At 38.7% G+C, this 20556-nt stretch carries 14 protein-coding genes; 8 read left to right on the top strand and 6 right to left on the bottom strand.

Annotated features, from left to right (window positions below; genetic code table 11):
• The first annotated feature begins 117 nt into the window (after positions 1-117).
• The 7 genes from H6A27_RS07330 to H6A27_RS07360 all read left to right on the top strand — a co-directional run bounded on the left by H6A27_RS07330 (position 118) and on the right by H6A27_RS07360 (position 9271).
• Positions 118-894 (top strand): DUF4493 domain-containing protein, encoded by a 777-nt coding sequence (locus H6A27_RS07330; RefSeq protein ID WP_204508147.1) that lies wholly within the window; start codon positions 118-120, stop codon positions 892-894.
• 37 nt (positions 895-931) lie between these two features.
• Positions 932-2242 carry a DUF4493 domain-containing protein gene (locus H6A27_RS07335; RefSeq protein WP_204508148.1) on the top strand — a complete coding sequence of 437 codons (1311 nt, stop codon included), beginning with the start codon at positions 932-934 and terminating at the stop codon, positions 2240-2242.
• Positions 2243-2254: 12 nt separating this feature from the next.
• Complete coding sequence (locus H6A27_RS07340) at positions 2255-4141, top strand: DUF4493 domain-containing protein (protein ID WP_204508149.1); 1887 nt, start codon at positions 2255-2257, stop codon at positions 4139-4141.
• Positions 4142-4250: 109 nt separating this feature from the next.
• Positions 4251-5000, top strand: coding sequence for a hypothetical protein (locus tag H6A27_RS07345; protein ID WP_204508150.1), 750 nt, complete (start codon positions 4251-4253; stop codon positions 4998-5000).
• 44 nt (positions 5001-5044) lie between these two features.
• Positions 5045-6682 carry a PCMD domain-containing protein gene (locus H6A27_RS07350; RefSeq protein WP_204508151.1) on the top strand — a complete coding sequence of 546 codons (1638 nt, stop codon included), beginning with the start codon at positions 5045-5047 and terminating at the stop codon, positions 6680-6682.
• A gap of 19 nt (positions 6683-6701) precedes the next feature.
• The gene (locus tag H6A27_RS07355; RefSeq protein ID WP_204508152.1) at positions 6702-8483 is read left to right on the top strand and encodes a DUF4493 domain-containing protein; all 1782 of its coding nucleotides are present in this window, start codon (positions 6702-6704) and stop codon (positions 8481-8483) included.
• Positions 8484-8491: 8 nt separating this feature from the next.
• Positions 8492-9271 carry a DUF4493 domain-containing protein gene (locus H6A27_RS07360; RefSeq protein WP_204508153.1) on the top strand — a complete coding sequence of 260 codons (780 nt, stop codon included), beginning with the start codon at positions 8492-8494 and terminating at the stop codon, positions 9269-9271.
• Between the two features lie 409 nt (positions 9272-9680).
• On the opposite strand, the gene H6A27_RS07365 is transcribed toward H6A27_RS07360, so the two are convergent.
• From H6A27_RS07365 to H6A27_RS07385, 5 genes are all read right to left on the bottom strand, one after another.
• On the bottom strand, positions 9681-10199 hold the full coding sequence (locus H6A27_RS07365; protein ID WP_204508154.1) for a lipid-binding protein: 519 nt from the start codon (positions 10197-10199) through the stop codon (positions 9681-9683).
• A gap of 21 nt (positions 10200-10220) precedes the next feature.
• Positions 10221-10922, bottom strand: coding sequence for a BT_2262 family domain-containing protein (locus tag H6A27_RS07370; RefSeq protein ID WP_204508155.1), 702 nt, complete (start codon positions 10920-10922; stop codon positions 10221-10223).
• Positions 10923-10961: 39 nt separating this feature from the next.
• Positions 10962-12467 (bottom strand): SusD/RagB family nutrient-binding outer membrane lipoprotein, encoded by a 1506-nt coding sequence (locus H6A27_RS07375; RefSeq protein WP_204508156.1) that lies wholly within the window; start codon positions 12465-12467, stop codon positions 10962-10964.
• 20 nt (positions 12468-12487) lie between these two features.
• On the bottom strand, positions 12488-15709 hold the full coding sequence (locus H6A27_RS07380) for a SusC/RagA family TonB-linked outer membrane protein (RefSeq protein WP_204508157.1): 3222 nt from the start codon (positions 15707-15709) through the stop codon (positions 12488-12490).
• A gap of 653 nt (positions 15710-16362) precedes the next feature.
• Complete coding sequence (locus H6A27_RS07385; RefSeq protein ID WP_204508158.1) at positions 16363-17697, bottom strand: NADP-specific glutamate dehydrogenase; 1335 nt, start codon at positions 17695-17697, stop codon at positions 16363-16365.
• 169 nt (positions 17698-17866) lie between these two features.
• On the opposite strand from H6A27_RS07385, the gene H6A27_RS15575 reads away from it, so the two are divergent.
• Positions 17867-18052: a hypothetical protein gene (locus H6A27_RS15575; RefSeq protein ID WP_204400854.1), complete on the top strand. Its 186-nt coding sequence runs from the start codon at positions 17867-17869 to the stop codon at positions 18050-18052.
• Between the two features lie 92 nt (positions 18053-18144).
• Here H6A27_RS15575 and H6A27_RS07395 read toward each other — a convergent pair whose 3' ends face one another.
• Positions 18145-20439 (bottom strand): NADP-dependent malic enzyme, encoded by a 2295-nt coding sequence (locus tag H6A27_RS07395; protein ID WP_204508159.1) that lies wholly within the window; start codon positions 20437-20439, stop codon positions 18145-18147.
• Between the last annotated feature and the right edge of the window lie 117 nt (positions 20440-20556).

Raw genomic sequence — 20556 nt, forward strand, 5'->3', positions numbered from 1 at the left:
GAAGAAGAAATCATCCGGATGATTGCTAATGATAACCAAAAAATTGCTATCATCAAAAAGCTATGTCCAGAGAAGAAAACGGAATAAAGCTACTTGCGAAACTTAAATAAAGTAAAAATGAATAGAATAGAAAAAAAAGTAGCTAAAATGTTACTCTATGTTTTGAGTGGAGTATTGTTGTACTCTTGTTCTTCTGATGAGGCTGAATTGCAGTTTTCTGAAGGAACAGGATATGTATCATTGAATTTGAATACAAATATCGGGTTTCAGTCAAGAGCCGTTAATGAATCTGACTATCAGAATTTAAGTAATTATACTGTGCAGATTCTCAAAGACGGGAATTCTCTTCATAAATGGGATTATAATGACATTCCTGAATTTACAGAACTGGCAAATAATACTTATACTATGTTGGCTATATGTGGAGATAGTACAAAGGCTGTATATACAGATGACCTTTGCGTATTAGGTTCTAAATCATTCAAAGTAGATAATGATTCTGTAAATGTAGATGTAACATGTAAACCTAATTCTGCCAGAATAAATATTGAGTTCGATGAAAAAATGGATGAATACTTCTCTGATTATGAAGTAAGAATCAAAACTGCGGCTCAAGGTGGCTCTACTTATATATGGGATAAAACAACTGCTGGTCCTGTTTATTTTAAGGTGAAACAAAAAGAAAGTGTGGCAATGACTATTAAACTTACTCCTAAAAGTGGAGTAGAAGCTGACACTGAAATTCAAAAGACTTATACACTCAGTCCTGCGGATGCAATGAAGATGACATTGGCACCCGTAATTGGTTCGGGTAGCTTAAGCATCACTATAACGATAGACGAAACCGTGATTGAGCATCCTGTGGATATTGAAGTTCCTTCAGAGTGGGTATGATAAATTTATATTAAGAATCTACTAAACATTTATAAATATGTTGAAAATAATTAATACAATGGCATTGGTCGTGACCTTAATGGCAGGGCTGTCGTCGTGTGAAATGAAAGACGAAATTTTGGGCAAAGATTTAATGTCAGGTGATACGGGATTATTAAGCTTAAATGTTGAAACGGGAAAATCAAGTCGTGGAACAACTGATAAGGTAGATCAATTCCCGGTGACAATTACAGGTAAAGATGTTGATTATACTAAGAAGTTTGATTCTTATGCTGATTTACAGGCTGAAGGAGAAGTAACTCTTCCTGTTGGTACATATACTGTTGAAGCATGTTCTCCAGGAGAATTTCTAAGTACAATGAATGAACCTTTTTATGGCGGTAAATTGGAAAACGTTAAGATTGAAAAAGGTCAGACATCTGAGATTTCAGTAGTTTGTACTATGCAGAACGTTAAGATTTCAATTGATCTCACGGAAGAATTTTTGGCTACTTATGATGATTGGGAATTTAACGTAACTGATAATAAAGGCCACATAGAAACCTATACGAAATCAGAAAATGGAAATACACCAGCTCCTGTATATTGGAAAATGGATGAAAGAGTTGAGACTATCTATATTAACGGAACTGCACAAACAGTAGGAGGTGAAACTGTTACTATTTCTGGCACAGCTAATAAATCTAGTTTACCTGAATATGAAGAAGGAGATGATACGTCTTTCATTGGAGGAGATGAACTGAAGATTGAGTTTAATCCTGTAAAGGTTGAAGGCTCTACTCCTGGTATTGAGAGTGAAGGTGTTGAGATAAAAATTACATTATTTAATCAAGAAAAGAATGAAAATGTAGAAATTCCTGTCAATCCAGGTACTGAAGGTGGTAATACAGAAGAACCTGGAACAGGGGAAGATGGTGATGGTGGAGAAGAAACCGTTGCTGTACCAACTATTTCGTTCCCAAAATCTACATATACATTGCCTGATGATTCAGATGAAAATGCAAATGTAACGATTACGGCCGAAGCAGGGCTGAAAAGCATTCAAGTAGAAATTATAGCTGGAAACGATGCTTTTAGTGTTGCTGTCAATGGAATGTTCAAAGGGGAAAATCCATTTGAATTAATCGGGAATAAGGAACTCAGCGCAGTGTTTGAAAGCATGCATATTCAGCTTCCTGAAGCTAATGACACGGAATATATATTTCCTGTAGGAAATTTTTTCCCTATATTATCTGATTCTGCATTTGGACCTACGACAGCATCCGATGGACATGTGTTTAGCATTACTGTAACAGACCAAAATGGGGAAACTGTATCTAGTAAATTAAATGTAAAAGTAACTAAATAATAGAATAATGACATGAAGAAACTATATATTCTTTTAACAGCTTGTATTCTTTTAACAGCTTGCCAAAACTTGGAACTGGAACATGAAGCTGTTGGTTTCTTGAAACTGGAAGTAGGAACTGATAAAACTACCCAAACCAGAGCAGAAGATGAGTACAATCCTAAACAGATTGCCGTCAAGATTGTAAACTCCGCAGGCAAAACAGTGGAAGAAACAGATGACTGGACAACTTGGACAGAAGCTATTGAGCTGCCCGTAGGCACCTACACCATCGAGGCCTCTTCCGCTGGATTCGATGGGAAAACGGCAGGATGGGACAAGCCCTATTATGCCGCTAAGGAAACCGTAGACATTAAAATGAATACTAATACCAGCAAAGAGATTGTCTGCAAGCTGGCTAATGTATTAGTAACCGTAGAATTTAGCGACGATTTCAGAGCCGCTTTCCAGAGCGCCGTGGTTGGCGTCTCAGACAAAAGCAACAGTGACAACAAAGTGACTTTCGAGATGCGCCAAGCCAGCGAAACAGGTAAGGCTTATTTTCCTGTGACTGACTTGATATCCAACCTAACTGTATCTAACCACAAAGGTGAATTGCACAGCAAAAAAGATATCATCACTGGAATCAAAGCTCAGGAAAACGTTATTTTGCGATATCGTATAGCTTCTAGTGGCTCATCAAACATCAATGTATCAATAGATGATGCGACAAAGACTTATACTTATACAATTGGTGTTCCTGTGACTTCTACAAGTACTTTAATTGCTTCTGCTAATGCTTGGAGTACTTTTGCCTATTTGACAGCAGAAGTTCCCTCATTTGCGGAAGTCTTCGACCAAAGCAAACTGGAATTTCAATATAAAACAGTTGATGCTGCTGAATGGACTAAAGTAACAACTAACATTAACGTAGAAGAGAAGGATAAAAAGTTCTCTACCAAACTTACTGGTCTGACACCAGCTACTGCTTATCAATACCGTCTCTGTTACAACGAAGGTTTAGAGAAAGGTCTTACAAGTGATATAGTGGACTTTACCACGGAAACGCCCATAGAATTATATAACGGGAATTTTGATAATTGGTGGCGTCAAGAAGAAAAAGACAGTTCTCCTTGGTATGCTATAAGTAGTAATGATGCTACATCCTTTGATAATAGTGATAGCCATTATCTGTTTTCTTTCTGGGATTCCGGCAATGGAGGAACGGTTACTTTGAGTAAAAACCCGACCTCGCCCGAATCGAGCGAAGTACACACCGCAGGCGGAAAATCTGCCAAATTAGCATCGCAGTATGTAGGAGTAAAGTTCTTAAATATGGGCAAGTTCGCCGCCGGAAATGTTTTCACCGGACACTTCTGTAGTGCAAACATGAAAACCTATCAAGCTAAAATCAACTTTGGACAGCCGTTCTCGTCAAGGCCAACCCAGCTGACCGGATGGTTCAAGTACAACCGAGGTACTGAAATTGACGAAGGTTCTGGTAGCTACAAGACCATCCTAGAAGCTGCTGGCGGCGACCTCTGCAGCATTTATATTGCCTTGACGGACAATGCAGGCTTCAACTACGACGGCAAGAACTTCGCCTACCAGATTGACGGCGATTTGAGCGGTGACGACCCAGCAAACTTCAAGTATAAGAATGCCATCGACTTCTCCGAAGCCAACAAGGACATCATTGCATACGGTTCAATAACTGACGAAGAAGCCAAAGGAACCGGAGCCTGGCAACAGTTCACCATCGACCTGCAATATCGCGACCTGACCCGCACGCCGAAGTACATTATCGTCGTAGCCTCGGCCAGCAAGTACGGTGATTATTTCACAGGAAGTACAAATAGTGTCATGTACGTTGACGACCTTGAACTGATTTATGGTGATACTCCGGTAATGTCGGAATAAATAATAATCTTTATATACCTTAAGGGTTAGAAACCTTTTCTATGTAAGAAATGATTTCTAACCCTTATTGAGGTTTTAAAAATATAATACATTTCTATAAATAAAATAGATGAATAAAAGAACAATTCTGATAATATTATTAGCTTTCGTTACGACTGCAGGTATGTACGCTCAGCGAGGCAAGAGAGCCATTGAAAGAATAGACCGTGAAACGCAGTCGCGTGTATTTATACCTAAAGGAACTTGGATGGCAGGGGGGACTGTTTCTTATTCCGAACATGAACAGGATAATCTGAATTTTCTTGTCATAAAGGATGTTGTAGGAAACGGTTACGATTTTGCCATCAGTCCTTATGTAGGATATTTTTTCCGTAATAATATGTCAGCCGGTATCCGATTTGCCTATAATCGTGATTATCTGGATTTAGGAAATCTTGATATGGATCTTGGTGACCTTACACTTTCTTTTAAAGATCTCTATTACCTTGAGCATAAATACGAAGTATCCGGGTTTATGCGTTCCTATATACCTATAGGAAAAAGTAAGGTATTTGGATTGTTCAATGAAATTCGTCTTACATACGGATATGGAGAAGGAAAAAACTCCACAGGCTCAGGTGCAGAGTATGATGGTACGTATCAGAAAATACAGAATTTCCAGATAGGTTTTGCTCCAGGATTGACAGCCTTTATTACGGACTGGGCGGCTGCAGAGGTTTCAGTAGGCGTGATGGGTTTTGATTTCAAATGGACAGACCAGACGACAAATCAGGTGGAACAAGGTAGGAGACGCGTTTCATCCGGTAACTTCAAGATAAATCTGTTTTCTATTAATTTAGGAATGACATTTTATTTATAGGAATGACAATAATGAGAAGATATTATATAACTAAAATAATGTTTATGTTGGCTTTTATTGCCGGCATAATATCATCATGTGCTATTGAGAATGATATTCCTTATCCAATTGTTGAAGCATCCATTGAATCGATAACAGTAGAAGGCCAACGTGGTGCTGACCAAAACACTTTTACTGCAGCAACTATCAATAAGTCTGCACGTACAGTAACTCTATACGTCAACGATGGAGTGGATATCTCTCATTTGCAGATTCTCAGCCTGAAAACAAATGTAGGGGCAGAACTTGTGGTCGATAATCCGGATGTTTGCGAGAACTTCTCGAAATTTCCTACATCTGGATTTGCTTCGCTTGATAGTATTCCTCTGTCGTCAAACACACGTGTGGATTTTACAAATCCTGTGACATTTACTCTGCGTACTTATCAGGACTACAAGTGGAAGGTAACTGTAAATCAGATAATCCAACGGGATATAGAAATAGATGGGATGCCGGCTGATTGTGTAATTGATACATATACTCGTAAGGTTATTATTTATGTTGAGAAGGGGACGGACTTGACAAATGTCAATATAACAAAAATGAATTTGGGAGGTGAATACGGTCGCGTATCTCCTGATCCTACATTGAAGAAAGACTATTCAAGTCCTTCTACTTTCAATGTGAGCTGTTCATGGCAGGAATATTCATACGAATGGACTGTATATGTCGAGGATTATCCTGATGGTGAGAGTAGCAATAGCTCTTCTAAAGGGGCATTTGCCATGACTTCGCGGGCCACCGTCTCAGGAAAAGTACAGAGTGGAAAGACTCCTAATGTGGAATATCGTAAAGATAGCGAAACATTGTGGAATACTGTTGCTTCATCAAATATTAGTATATCCGGTAATACTTTTACAGCTACTTTGACTGGTTTAAGTGCTGCTACCAAGTATAAATATCGTGTAGGTACTGATGGAAACATGGGTGAAGAACAGTCGTTCACAACTGTAGCTGCTACTCCTTTAGAAAATGGAAGTATGGAAGAGTGGTCGCTGGAAGGTAAACAGTATAATCCTTGGGCTTCGGGAGATGATTCTTTTTGGGGGACTGGAAATCCCGGGGCGGCAGCCTTTATAGGAAATCTTACTACTCCTACAGATGACAGTGTTTCAGGAAAAGCTGCTTTGCTGGAAACAAAAAATGCGATAATAAAGCTTGGTGCAGGTAATATCTTTACAGGCGATTTCGCTCTTGACGGATTGAATGGGCTTCTTCATTTCGGACGTCCGTTTAGTTCTTTTCCTACAGCTTTAAGACTTTATTATAAATATACTCCAGCCACTATAAATATGATTGGCGATGATGTAGGCGATTTGGCTAATTTGAAAGGTGAAACAGACATTTGCCAAATATATATAGCTCTTTCAGATAAGTCTGAGCCTTATGAAATCCGTAATAATCCGAAGAACAGACAACTGTTTGATCCTAATGATGAAAATATCATTGCTTATGGTGAATTTTCTTCCAGCGAAACAGTGACAAGCTATAAAAAACTGGAAATACCATTGGAATATAGAGCTACAGGTCGCACACCTAAATATATCATTATAGTAGCATCGTCAAGCAAGTATGGTGATTATTATATAGGTGGAGTAGGCAGCAAGCTTTGGTTAGATGAAATGGAACTGGTTTATGAATAAGAATTAATTAAGGATATATATGAATAAAGTAATACTATATGTTGTGGCTTTTGCTTCCCTTTGCTTAATGATGGTGGGATGTTCCGATGAAACTTTTAATCAGGAAAGTGGAAACGGAACAGGTTATTTGCGTCTTGCTTTGGGAAGTGTGAACGTAGAACTTTCATCTACTTCAAGGGCTGATGCAGGACAACTTCCTGCAGATCTCATACCTGAAACTTCTGATTTTATGGTTGATATAAAGATGAATGGAAAATCTGTTGATGGATTTCCAAAACCATATACAGAAATTACGGAAGATATTGAATTGATGGCAGGTTCGTATTCAGTAATAGCTTATAGTGGAGATAATAATGAGATACAGGATAAACCTTATTTTTATGGCTCGTCAACTGCTCAGATTAATCCTGGACAACCAACAAAGACAGAAGTGAATGCTGTTTTAGCTAATGCAATGATTACTCCATCTGTAAGTGAAAGTCTGCAAAATCATTATTCAGAATGGAGTCTGTCTCTCAAAGTTGGTGAGACATCTTTGAAACTTGCTGATAATGAAAAAACTGATGGATATTTGTTCGCAAAAGCTGGTACGTCTGTAAGTGCAGTGTTTGAAGGTACTAATATATTGGGTAATGAAAAATCTCATGAGTGGACTGTTATTTCACAGGCTGTTGCCTGCACTAAATATCTTATTCAATGTGATCCTGATATACCTGTATTTTCATTTGGTTTAAATGCTGTAGCTGAACATACTACTAATGATTCAGGTGAGTTGAATGGTACAAAAGTATCTCTAACATTTGGAGATTTATCAGGAGTACCTGTTTCATTGATTTCAGAATTAAACGTAACTCTTGAGAATGCAGAGGGTGAATTGGTGCGTAGCTATAGTACTAATGATTTTAATAGTGTTGGTGAAATGTTGGTTGAGAATAATTGGCCTTATTTACCTCAGGGAGATTATACATTAAGATATAGTTATACTATTGATGGCGAGAAGGTAAGTGAGGAAAATACAGAAGCAAAAATAGTGTCAATGCCATTACCTGTATTTAATGCAGTTGCTTCAGCTCAGACAAGTTATTCAATATATCAATCAGATGGGGCAGCTGCTGCGAATAATACTGATGGGTCAAGTATATTTAATGTAACTGCTACAGCATCTATATCACCTGAAATTTTAGGTAATGACAAATATACAAATTTATTAAGTGTTACATATTCTTTGGATACTGGAGAAAGTACTACAGAAGAATCACCTGTATTTGAAAACCTTAAATGGGGTAAACGTACTTTGACAGCTTTTGTAATGTTTGATAAAGGTAGTGCTACATCATCGGTAGAATGTGATGTTACTGGGATACCTTATTATGTTAGTTTTAATGGAAATACTAATCCTGAAAATTGGATTTTAAGTAATAATGGAAAATGTGGTGATAGACTTACATTGAAAAAAGGTGAGGCTTATGCTTTATCCCCTAAATTTCATATACCTATGGATTTAGATGTTGGAGTAGTTTTGAACGCGTATGCCTATGGAGGATCTATTCCATATGATTATAAGCCTACAGTTTCAATTCATCCATCAGAAGTTGGTATAAACTCTACTGTGATTACAACATTGCAAGGATCGATTGAAGTTCCAGGAACAGCTTCATTTCATGATATTAGTACAATGTTTACCTTAACAGATAAGGTAGGTAAAATTTGTATATATACAAGAGGAAACGTTACTGGTTGGTCTGTTGGTACAGGTGATATTGGAGTTGTTTGTGACCATTTTTCTGTACAATATAAATAATTGAATTTATGAATAAAAAATGTCCATACATAATCTTTTTATTTGGATTACTATCATTCTCATCTTGTTCGAATGATAACAGTCCGGAACTCTCTAATGAGACAGGAGAGATACGTTTCTCTTTGGTAGATACCACTGAAGTGGAAATCACTACAAGAGCATCGCTTAATTTAGATGTAAATGAATTTAGTGTAAGCCTTAATAGGGGCGATACACCAATATTTACCAGTCGGAAATATAAAGATATTGCCGGGACTACTATTAGTTGTTCGGCAGGTCCGAATTATTTGCTGAAAGCGGAAAACTGCACAGAAGCAGAAGCTGAAAGCAAGAATGGCAATTGGGGACAGGCACGTGTGTACGGAGAAGAGTCTTTTACTGTTGTTGCTAATGAAACAAATACAGTAACAGTGAACTGTGGTTTGGCTAATTCATCGGTGAGTGTAGATTTCAGTGATTACATTGTAAGTTCTTTCGACAATTATTCTATTGATATTTATGCTACTGATGCAAGTAGCCGTACTTTTAAGTTTGACGAAACAAATTATAAATTCAAGACGGCATATTTCAATGTAAGAGGAACTCGTGAATTGTCGTATACTGTTACATTGCCTTCTCCTTACCAACCTTATACTGGTACATTTAGTATGGAGCCATCGAAGAGTTATAAATTCTCTGTAAAAATAGATGGTGATAGCGCTAACTCTACAGTTACTCTTGGAATTATTGTAGATGGAACTTTATCTGAAGAAGTAATACTTACTGAAAGTATTAATCCGTATGCATGATAATAGTAATTATAATTACTAAGAAAATAGAATCTCAAAAGCAGGAAGAAATTCCTGCTTTTGTTTTAGTATATATATACAACCGTAACTTTATATCCCATTTCACCTTTACATCTTTTACTTTACCCTTTAATCTTTCAATAATCAATTTCTGGTTACTTCTACTTCATTTCCTGCATCTATAGTATATAATGGATAATAGGACTTTAATTATTATCGAAGAAATACAATAAAGAAATTCATATATAACAAGTGCGGTACCTTCTCACGAAGATACCGCACCCGTGTTCCTTAACTTATATATTAAAGAAACATTAATGTAAAGTTAAACTGCCGGATATTTTTTCCGGCGAGAGATATATAATTCCCATAAGACGCTTCTTATGGGAAAGTTTTTTATAATGTACGATTATTGTTCGTCGGCTGCAAATCCTGTACGGCGGTAGCCTGAAACTTTGTATTTGGCATATCCGTTAGCTGCAGGATTTTCATCATCGCTAAAAGAAACGTAATATACCAAACTGTCGGCTGGCATTCCGCTAGGAGTAGTTGCTGCACCAGGAAGCATTTTTCCGTCTTCAATGTTTACTTTGCAATCGTAGGCTTCATTTTGAGCTTCACCATTTGTGCTGAATGTCAAAGCATTGCAATCACAATTTACTACTACTGTGTATTCCCAAAAATTACCTAAATCGCTAACATACATTTTATCGGCTACATTTTCGTTGGTATTATATGTGATACCAAGTATTACGCCTAAACCAAATGGATCGGAAATAACTACATTTCCGGCTTCGTCAACAGCATCTACTGTAAGTTGCCATTCGCCTGCCAATGCCTGGGTAGCTGTACCTCCAATCTCATCCTTTTCGCAAGAAGAGAAAAAGGCTACAGTACATAACATTAATAAATATATTGCTTTTTTCATATTGTGTCTTTTTCAATTAAGTTATTTTGTAATAGCTTTGAGAATCACTGTCATCTGGGTACCACCATAATCAACATCTAAAGTAAATGTTTTTGTAGCTGGATCGTAACTTCCACCGTTTAAACCCAATACGACATCACCTGTGTCACCGAAATACCAACTGCCAACTTCGCTTGTTAATGATATACTGTTGTCGGCATTTATCTGGAAATCTACTTCAGCATGGAAATCATATGTAGGCTCGAAACCTGGATTTAATCCGTTAAACTGGAATCCTCCCATCAGGTCGTCAAGATGATATGTTCCATCTCCATTATCTGTGATGTATATTAAAGCATCATAATAATGTCTTGTACTTGTCATGCTTTCACCAAGATAAAGAGTTGCAATATTTTCGGAATCAACTACATATACTGTGCGAGAAGCTGTTGTAGAAAAGCCGTCGGCATTATAAATGATATATGATATAGAATATACTCCAGGAGTGGTATTGTCAATATTTGAAGTTGCCTGAACCTCGCTGCTGACATCCTCACCATTAAGCTCGGCATAACATCCTTCGTCTGTATAGGTCTCACCTACGTTTAAGATTATTGTGGGTTCACCTAGTACCTCTAATGTTGGATAGTAGGTTATTCGTGTTAACCCTTCTGTTGTCTTTTCGCAACTCCATAAAGCTACGGAAAGTACAAAAATCAGTAAATATGATAATGTTTTTTTCATTGTTCTGTGTATTTCTGATTATAAATATTACATCTTATATTATTTAGCCCAGAATACAGGTGCTGTATAACCAGGAAAATCAGGTACATTCTCGTTACGTGATGAAGAACTTTCTGCATACGGATAGCGTTCCAATAACTTGTTTGCTCCAACCTGGCCGAAAACCTGAATAGGAGTATATAGTGTTCCTGGCTCATAGCTGCTTGTATCGAACGATTCATCACTGTTATTATAGAAGTCGTCACCCTCGGCTTCTCCAAATGCCGGATAATCCAGACGACGGATTTCACACCATGATTCGAATGGATTTACACCTGCAAGTGCAACCCACTTGGCAATACCTATGCATTTGATGGCATTATTACTGTCATAAGGGTAGCGTGAAAGATATTCATCGGCACCACTTACACCGGCTGTTGCAAAAGAAGCTTCGATAGCTGCTGCATAGTGTGATGCTGCATCGCTTGCTGAACCGTAACGTGAATAGTATTCGGAGATAAAGAATTCTGTTTCGGCTACTGTAAGCAGATAAACAGGCTGGTCGTATGACACTGCAGGGCGACACCAATAGTTGGCATTGAATGTTGCAGTTCCTGTATATTGTGTTCCTGATATTGAACCTTCGTAATTGCCGTATGTATTAGGATTGAAGAATGCTGACAGACGTGGGTCTGTATATTCTATATTACCAACTTCGTCTCTTACCTGCATTGTGTTTACAATTGCAAGGTTTGCTACTAGGTTTTGCTGCTGTCCTGGTGCGAATTCTTCTGAATACAGTGGATTACGTTTTTCTGCCTGATCGCTCCAACATCCTTCCCATTTTATATCTGAAGCAGGAAAATTGTTTTCAGCAATAAGTGCTGCAACTTCAGACTGTACGTCTTTTACTGCTGACATACGCATAAGCAATTTCAGTCTCAATGCGTTTGCAAATTTTATCCAACTGTCGGCAGACTGATTTGGAAACAGAAAATTAGTACATACACTTGCTGATGGCTCAACACGTGAAATTGCTTCTTCCAATTCTACCAATAATCCTTCGTATACTGTCTGGCCATCGTCGTAAATAGGGGAGAGGTTATTTGGATCAAGAGCCTGTGTGTATGGTGTCTCTCCATAACAGTCTACCAATATCTGGAATGTGAATGCACGCAATACTGTTGCTGCTAAAGATGTACCCCAGTCGCCATCGGCAGAAGCACGGTCGTTGATATTTTTTAAGTTGTTAAGAGCTTTTTGATAAAGCTGAGTGTAAGTTCCGCTACTACGAGTTGGTGACATATTGAATCGTGAATAATCCAAATAGTTTGATGTACCAAACTGCTGTGCATAATACTGTGCGAAATAACCTCCGGTGATGAACAGAAAGTCACCATAACTTCCGGCGATGCTCATCTCGGCTGCAGGCATAATCATACCAGTTGTAACGTTCTCTTCCGATGGTGAGTTTGGGTCCTGATTTATGTCAAGATAGCTTTCGCACGAAGTCATACCCAAGCCCATACCTACGGTAAAAGCTGATAAAAGAAATATCTTTTTCATTGTCTGAATCTCCATGTTTTTTAGAATGTGATGTTAAGATTGCAACCAAATAGTCTGCATGATGGGTTGCTGTAAAGTTCTCCGAACTGTGTAGCCAGATCTCCGTATGAAGACTGTGAAACTGTTGTTGTTTCAGGGTCTATATAACGGTTGTCTGAAGCTGTCCATGTAAATACATTGTTACAGAATACTGTAAGCGAAAGGTCGCTTAACTGCATCTGGCGTACCCATTTCTTTGGTACATTCCATGAAAGGCTGATGTTACGAAGTTTTACAAATGAACGGTCTACCAAGTATGCTTCACCACCATATCCGTAACCATAGTCATTGAAGTATGTCTGGTAGCTACCATTGTATTGGTAAATAGGAGTTGTGTTTGGTGAATATGTTCCATCACCGTTGTCAACTACTGAATTTGGAATAATAAATGGTTGACGATTGTTGTATGTAGTAACTAAGCCGTTTCCTGTAAATTGCATCAAATTCTTTGTACGTGAGAACATGTAACCTCCCTTACGGATGTCTAATGATGCGCTTAATGTGAAGTTCTTATAAGTCAAACCTGTAGTAATACCACCTGTCCAGTCATTATTCATATTTTTGCCAGTGTCCTCTAATGTTGTACCCAAAACAGGATAACCGTTTGAGTCTACAATCATCTGTCCGTCTTCTGTATATTTAGGCAAATATGTATAGAATTGTCCAATTGGTTTTCCTTCAACTGCGTACATTTCTACAGCATCGTTACCTGCTGAGAAACCATAGATTGAAACTTGTCCACCTTCAAGACTTTCAGGTAATGAAAGCACTTTGTTTTTGTTTTTTGCAAAGTTGAAACCGATATCCCAACGCCAGTCACGTGTCTGTATAGGAGTAAGGTTGATTGCTAATTCTACACCTTGGTTTTCTACTTCACCGAAGTTAGTAACTACATAGCTGTATCCTGCAGCAGGATCGGCTGGAAGAGTAAATATCTGGTCTTTTGTACGGCGGTTATAGTATGCGGCATCGATACCAAATCTACCGTTGAAGAACTGTAAGTTCATACCGACTTCGAACTCTGATGTCATTTCAGGTCTCAGTTTATCACTTCCTAATGTGTTGGATGTCTGGTATGCATTTGCTCCATTAAGAGGGAAGGAGATATTTGGAGCTACATAAGTTCCGTTTGATACTCCTTGGATGTAAGATAAAGCTGTCAGATATGGACTGGCATCATTACCTGTCTTACCGTATGCCAAACGCATTTTACCAAAGCTTAGAATATCATTTTCAGGAATAAGACGTGTGAAAATCCAGCTCAATGTTGCACCAGGATAGAAGAAACTGTTCTTGCCAATAGGCAAAGTAGATGACCAGTCATTGCGGGCTGTTGCATTAAGATATATCATGTCATCCCAACCAATTGTAACATCTCCAAAAAGACCTACAAGACGGCGCTTGCTCTGAGATTCGCTCATGGTTTGTGATGATGTGTTACTTAAATCCCAAAATCCAGTTTCAATAGAAAGGTTAGTACCTGTACCGTTGAGGCTTGTTGCATAACGCTCGTTCATGTTCAAACCTACATTGACATTAACATCTAATTTATTGTCAAGGAATTTCTGTGCATAGTTTGCTAAAAAGTCATGGTTCAATTCATAACGGCGGCTATAAATTGCAGATACACTACCTTCCTGATTCATGTTTGAAGGGGCATAACCATAGTCGTTATTGATAAGGGCATCGTCCAAAGCAATCTGTGGACTTCCTGTTTTGATGTCATAGTCTGTATAATCCAATCCCATACGATATGTCAATGTAACATATTTTACAGGTTTGATATCTGCTTGGATTTTTCCATAAATCTGTTTGGAGTTTGTATGGAAATAGTTGTTGGCAAGTGCCCAATATGGATTGGTAATACCATAAGGTGTAAAGTATGCTTCAGGAGTATTGAATGCACTACTCAAGTCTTTCATATCAACAATGGAAATATCGCGTGGAAGTTCCATCAAACCGTCAATAACGGAAGTACCCTGGAAGTTTCCTACAGCATCAGTCTGGCTGCGGGCAAAGTTTACTGAAGATGAAAGCTTTAACCATTTAGTTGGTTCGTAACTGTTACGGAAAGCTACTGTATTACGTTTGTAGACATCGTAGTTTTCAGGCATAATACCATCATCGCCTGTATAAGAGTATGACAGATAATATGTCATCTTTTGATCGTTTGATACTCCACTTAGTGAAATATTGTGGTTCTGTGACCAACCCAAGTCAAAGAAATCTTTAACATTGTTTTCTTTGGCACTGTATTCATGTATCAACTGTTGGTTATTCCAAACCGGACCATATACTTGAGTGGAACCATCAAACGCAGGTCCCCATGATCCGTTTTCAATAAATGTCTGACCACCATTCCATCCTTGTCCGAAACTGTTCTGCATTTCAGGCAAATATGACAACTGTCTGGCCTGTACACTACCACTATAATTTATAGAGAAATTACGTCCATCGCTACGTTTACCGCTTTTTGTTGTGATGACAACTACACCGTTTGCTGCACGGCTACCGTAAAGAGCGGTTGCGGCTGCTCCTTTCAGAACGGTCATTGATTCGATATCATGTGAGGCGATGTTTGAAATACCACCTAATGTAACGTTCTTACCTGAACCAGATACTGAACTGTTAGAAAGTGGAATACCATCAACTACATATAAAGGCTGGTTATCGCCATTGATAGAACCAAAACCACGAATAACAACGTTACTTACCGAACCTGGATCGCTTGAAGTACTACTAACTTGTAAACCTGCTACTTTACCTGAAAGTGCATCTGCTACATTAGTTGTACGGGCACTTATGATTTCGTCACTCTTGACTGTCGTTGCTGAATATCCTAACGACTTTTCTGAACGGCTGATACCCATTGCTGTTACAACTACTTCGTCAAGCAATTCAGCATTTGTATGCAATACAACATACATTGTTCTATTGCGATTGATATGAACATCTTGCGATTGCATACCTACAAATGAAATACGTAATGTCTTAGCATTGGAAGGTACATTACTAATTACAAACTTGCCATCAATATCAGTGATGACACCCATATTGGTGTCTAATACTAATACTGAAGCACCAACTACAGGCTCACCGCTCTCACTGGATGTTACTACACCAGTTACATTTGACGTTTGAGCCAATGCCAGATTTACCCCTGCAAAGAGGCAAACAAGCCATAGCATTAATCTTCTTTTCATAAATTCTCTCTTAATTTAAATTATTGTTAACTGATAACTCATCAATAATAATAACAAAGTCTTTACAGAACTTTACTTCTTTTATTATAAAAATATAAGAATATAAAAGTTGAGCGATTTATATTTCGATGCAAATATATAATTATATTCTTGAAATCAATATCTTTTTTTTATAAAAAACAATCTAAAAGTTACGTTTTAACATCACGATGTTAAAACTGTTATGATTTTAATACTTTGTACTATGGTAAACAATAATATATAAAGATAAATTCCCATATAAAAAACTGTTTAAATTCATTCTATGACGTATTTGGAAAAGTTCTGTAAAGACTTTGTTGGTGTTTGTGGTATGAAAATATCTTTTAGGTACTAAATTTTGAATATTGATGTCTTTATGGACTGTAAAATTCTAATTTCTAATCATTACGATTTGTATTAATATTCTTATGCTCTTTATACTGCAATAACTAAAACCAAATGTTAATATATAATAATGGATTTTATGTTTAGATAGACTGAAATCTATGGAAATGACTTTTATATTGATTGTATAAATAAAAAAAAGACTGTCTCAACATTTCTGTGTGAGACAGTCTTAGTTGTATATATATTCTAAACTTGACTGTTATGTCTATAGTAGATTATAGGGCTTATACGATACCCTGAGCCATCATTGCCTTAGCAACTTTCATGAAGCCGGCTACGTTAGCACCCTTCACGTAGTTGATGTATCCGTCTGGTTCTGTACCGTACTGAACGCATGCTTCGTGGATGTTCTTCATGATGCTCTTCAGCTTTTCGTCAACTTCTTCTGCACTCCAGCTCAACTTGATTGAGTTCTGAGTCATTTCAAGACCTGATACTGATACACCACCTGCATTGGCTGCCTTACCCGGAGCATAAAGTATCTTAGCTTCCTGGAATACGCGGATTGCTTCTGGAGTAGATGGCATGTTGGCTCCTTCAGATACTGCAAATACACCGTTTGCGATAAGTGCTTTGGCATCGTCGCCATTGATTTCGTTCTGAGTTGCAGAAGGAAGAGCGATATCGGCTTTTTCGTTCCATGGACGAGCACCTGCAACATATTTGCATCCGTATTTTTCTGCGTATTCGCGGATACGGCCACGGTACAAGTTCTTAAGTTCCATGATATAGTCGAGTTTTTCGCGGTCGATACCGTCCGGATCGTAGATGTAACCGTCTGAATCGGACATTGTAACGACTTTAGCACCCAACTGGATAAGTTTTTCTACTGTATATTGTGCTACGTTACCTGAACCTGATACAAGGCAAGTCTTTCCTGCGATGTCGATATTACGTGTCTTAAGCATTTCCTGAAGGAAGTAGATATTACCGTAACCGGTTGCTTCAGGACGGATAAGTGAACCACCGAATTCGCGACCTTTACCTGTGAGTACGCCTGTAAATTCGTGAGCCAGTTTCTTATACATACCGAACATGTAGCCTACTTCACGACCACCAACTCCTATATCTCCTGCTGGTACGTCTGTTTCAGGACCGATGTGACGCCATAATTCAAGCATGAATGCCTGACAGAAACGCATTACTTCGGCATTTGACTTTCCACGTGGAGAGAAGTCTGAACCACCTTTACCACCACCCATAGGAAGTGTAGTAAGTGAGTTCTTGAAAGTCTGTTCGAAAGCAAGGAACTTAAGGATTGACAGATTTACTGAAGAGTGGAAACGAATACCACCTTTGTAAGGACCGATAACATTGTTGTGCTGTACACGGTAACCCATATTGGTCTGGATGTTGCCTTTATCGTCCATCCATGTTACACGGAACTGATATACGCGATCTGGAATACAAAGACGTTCTATAAGATTTACTTTATCGAATTCAGGATGTTTGTTGTATTCTTCTTCGATTGTTCCCAAAACTTCTTCTACTGCCTGATGGTATTCAGGTTCATTAGGAAATCTTCTTTTAAGATCCTCTAATACTTTAGCTGCATTCATAATCTTTACCTTAAATTAATTGGTTGTTATTATTGTTGTTTTTATCTCTTAAGTTGATGGTGCGAAAATATATCATTTTTTTTGTTTATGCAACATTTTGCTTGAAAAAAATGAGAAAAATATCTTTTTCATGCTTTTATTGCGTAAAATGTGTTGAAATGCTTATTTGTTGCGGCGCCTGATTGACTTCCCTATAGGGATGAAAACCAATGCTCCTGATATGATTATGGTGACAATCAACGGACCGTCAATCTTCGGTGAGGATGTTATGACAATGAAACAAAGGGCAGCCCAAAATAGGGTGAGAAGTATGCACTGGGTGTTGGTGAGTGGTTTGCGCATAGATTGTATATAATAAATAGTAGGGGCGGGGTACGCAAGCCATGGATGTATCCGTGGGTTACGACCTCGCCCCTGCTTATGGTTAATTTTAGTCTGTTTTATGGTTTAGCATTGACCTTGGCTCTTTTTCTTTTTTTCTACTATGGCATCGATACATGCTATTGCCGTGATATTTACGATGTCGCGTACAGAGCTTTCAATGTCGGTAAAGTGGATAGGTTTGTTCAATCCCATCTGGATAGGGCCTATAACTTCAGTCTCACTCATGTTCTGTATGAGCTGATATGTGGAGTTGGCTGAGCTTAGGTTAGGGAATACCAATGTGTTGACCTGCTTGCCAAGAAGTTTGGTGAATGGGTATTTCTCGTCACGCAATTCGTCGTTGAGGGCAAATTTTACCTGCATTTCACCATCAATAGCCAAATTCGGGTAATTCTTATGCATATAAGCCACGGCTTCGTGTACCTTTGCAGGACTTCCTTCCTGGTCGGAACCGAAGTTTGAGTATGAAAGCATTGCCATGACCGGTTCATGATTGAAGAAGCGAACCGCTTTTTCTGAAAGGCGTGCTATATCAATCAGGGTATCTGTGTCAGGATGACGGTTGATAAGAGTGTCGGCAATGAAGTATGTTCCTTTCTTTGAGTTGAGGATGTGCATTGTTCCGAAGTGCTTATAGCCTTCCTGTATTCCGATAACTTCTTTGGCGACCTTGATGGTGTTGCTGTATTTTGTGTAAAGACCGGTTATGAAAGCGTCTGCCTCGCCTGTCTCTACCATCATCATACCAAAATAGTTACGCTCGAACATCTTGTCGTTGGCTTCTGCAAAGTTGGCTCCTTCGCGTGCGCGTTTTTCACAAAGAATACGGGCGTATCTCTCTCTTCTTTCAGCTTCGTCGTCGTGGCGGAGATTGATGATTTCTATTCCTTCAAGGCTCAGGTCGAGTTCTTTGGCTAATTTCTGTATTCTTTCTGTGTTTCCTAAAAGGATAGGGTTGCAGATACCTTCTGCCTTGGCCTCGACAGCGGCTCTGAGCATGTTTGGATGGATACCTTCGGCGAAAACTACTCTCTGAGGACAGCTGCGCGCTGTTTCGTAAAGCTTGCGGGTTAGTTTGTTTTCCTGACCCATGAGCTCGAGAAGGTGGTTTTTGTATTCGTTCCAGTCTGTTATCTCCTTACGCGCTACGCCTGATTCCATGGCTGCTTTGGCTACTGCCATTGATACTTCTGTGATAAGACGTGGGTCAACCGGTTTCGGAATGAAATAGTCGCGGCCGAATGTGAGGTTGTTTACGTGGTATGCTTCGTTTACTACGTCAGGAACGGGTTTCTTTGCCAGGTCTGCAATGGCATGTACGGCTGCCAGTTTCATCTCTTCGTTGATGGCTTTGGCGCGTGTATCGAGGGCTCCACGGAAGATATATGGGAATCCTATTACATTATTTATCTGGTTTGGATAGTCTGAACGGCCTGTTGACATCAATACGTCCGGACGTGCGCTCATGGCGTCTTCGTAGGAGATTTCAGGAGTTGGATTGGCCAAAGCAAATACTATAGGATTGTCAGCCATGCTGCGTATCATGTCCTGTGAAAGTACGTTTCCTTTTGAAAGTCCAAGGAATACGTCGGCACCTTTTATCGCTTCTTCAAGGGTGTGTACGTCACGACGGTCTGTGGCAAAGAATTTCTTGCTTTCTGTCAGGTTAGTACGGTCGCTTGTGATAACTCCCTTACTGTCGAGCATAAGGATATTTTCCTTGCGGGCTCCTAATGATATATATAGTTTTGTACATGATGTAGCAGATGCTCCTGCACCGTTTACTACAATCTTGACATCTTCAATCTTCTTGCCTGCTACTTCAAGGGCGTTGAGAAGTCCTGCGCTGGAAATGATTGCGGTTCCGTGCTGGTCGTCATGCATTACAGGAATATCGAGTTCTTCTTTAAGTCGTCTTTCTATTTCAAAGCATTCAGGCGCTTTGATGTCTTCGAGGTTGATACCGCCAAATGTAGGTGCGATGGCTTTAACTGCTTCAACGAATTTATCAGGATCCTTTTCGTTTACTTCGATATCGAATACGTCAATGCCTGCGTATATTTTGAACAGAAGTCCTTTACCTTCCATTACTGGTTTGCCGCTCATGGCTCCTATATCTCCTAGTCCAAGTACGGCTGTTCCGTTTGAGATTACGGCAACAAGATTTCCTTTTGCTGTATAGTCGTATGCTGTTTCCTGATTTTTCTGGATTTCAAGACATGGCTCTGCTACTCCCGGAGAGTATGCCAATGACAAGTCGCGCTGTGTCTGATATGGTTTGGTGGGAATAACCTCTATTTTTCCCGGTTTGCCCTGTGAGTGATAAAGTAGGGCAGCTTCTTTTGTTATCTTTACCATAAGTTATTACATTTTGTTGTTATTTGTTTATTAAGATGCGCAAATGTATGAATAAAAATCTAATATAGGATTCATTTGTAATTAAAATCTCTAAATTGTTTTTTCTTTTTCTGAAAT

Origin of the sequence: Bacteroides caecigallinarum, assembly GCF_016902295.1 — a bacterium.
In the GTDB taxonomy this organism is placed as follows: domain Bacteria; phylum Bacteroidota; class Bacteroidia; order Bacteroidales; family Bacteroidaceae; genus Phocaeicola; species Phocaeicola caecigallinarum_A.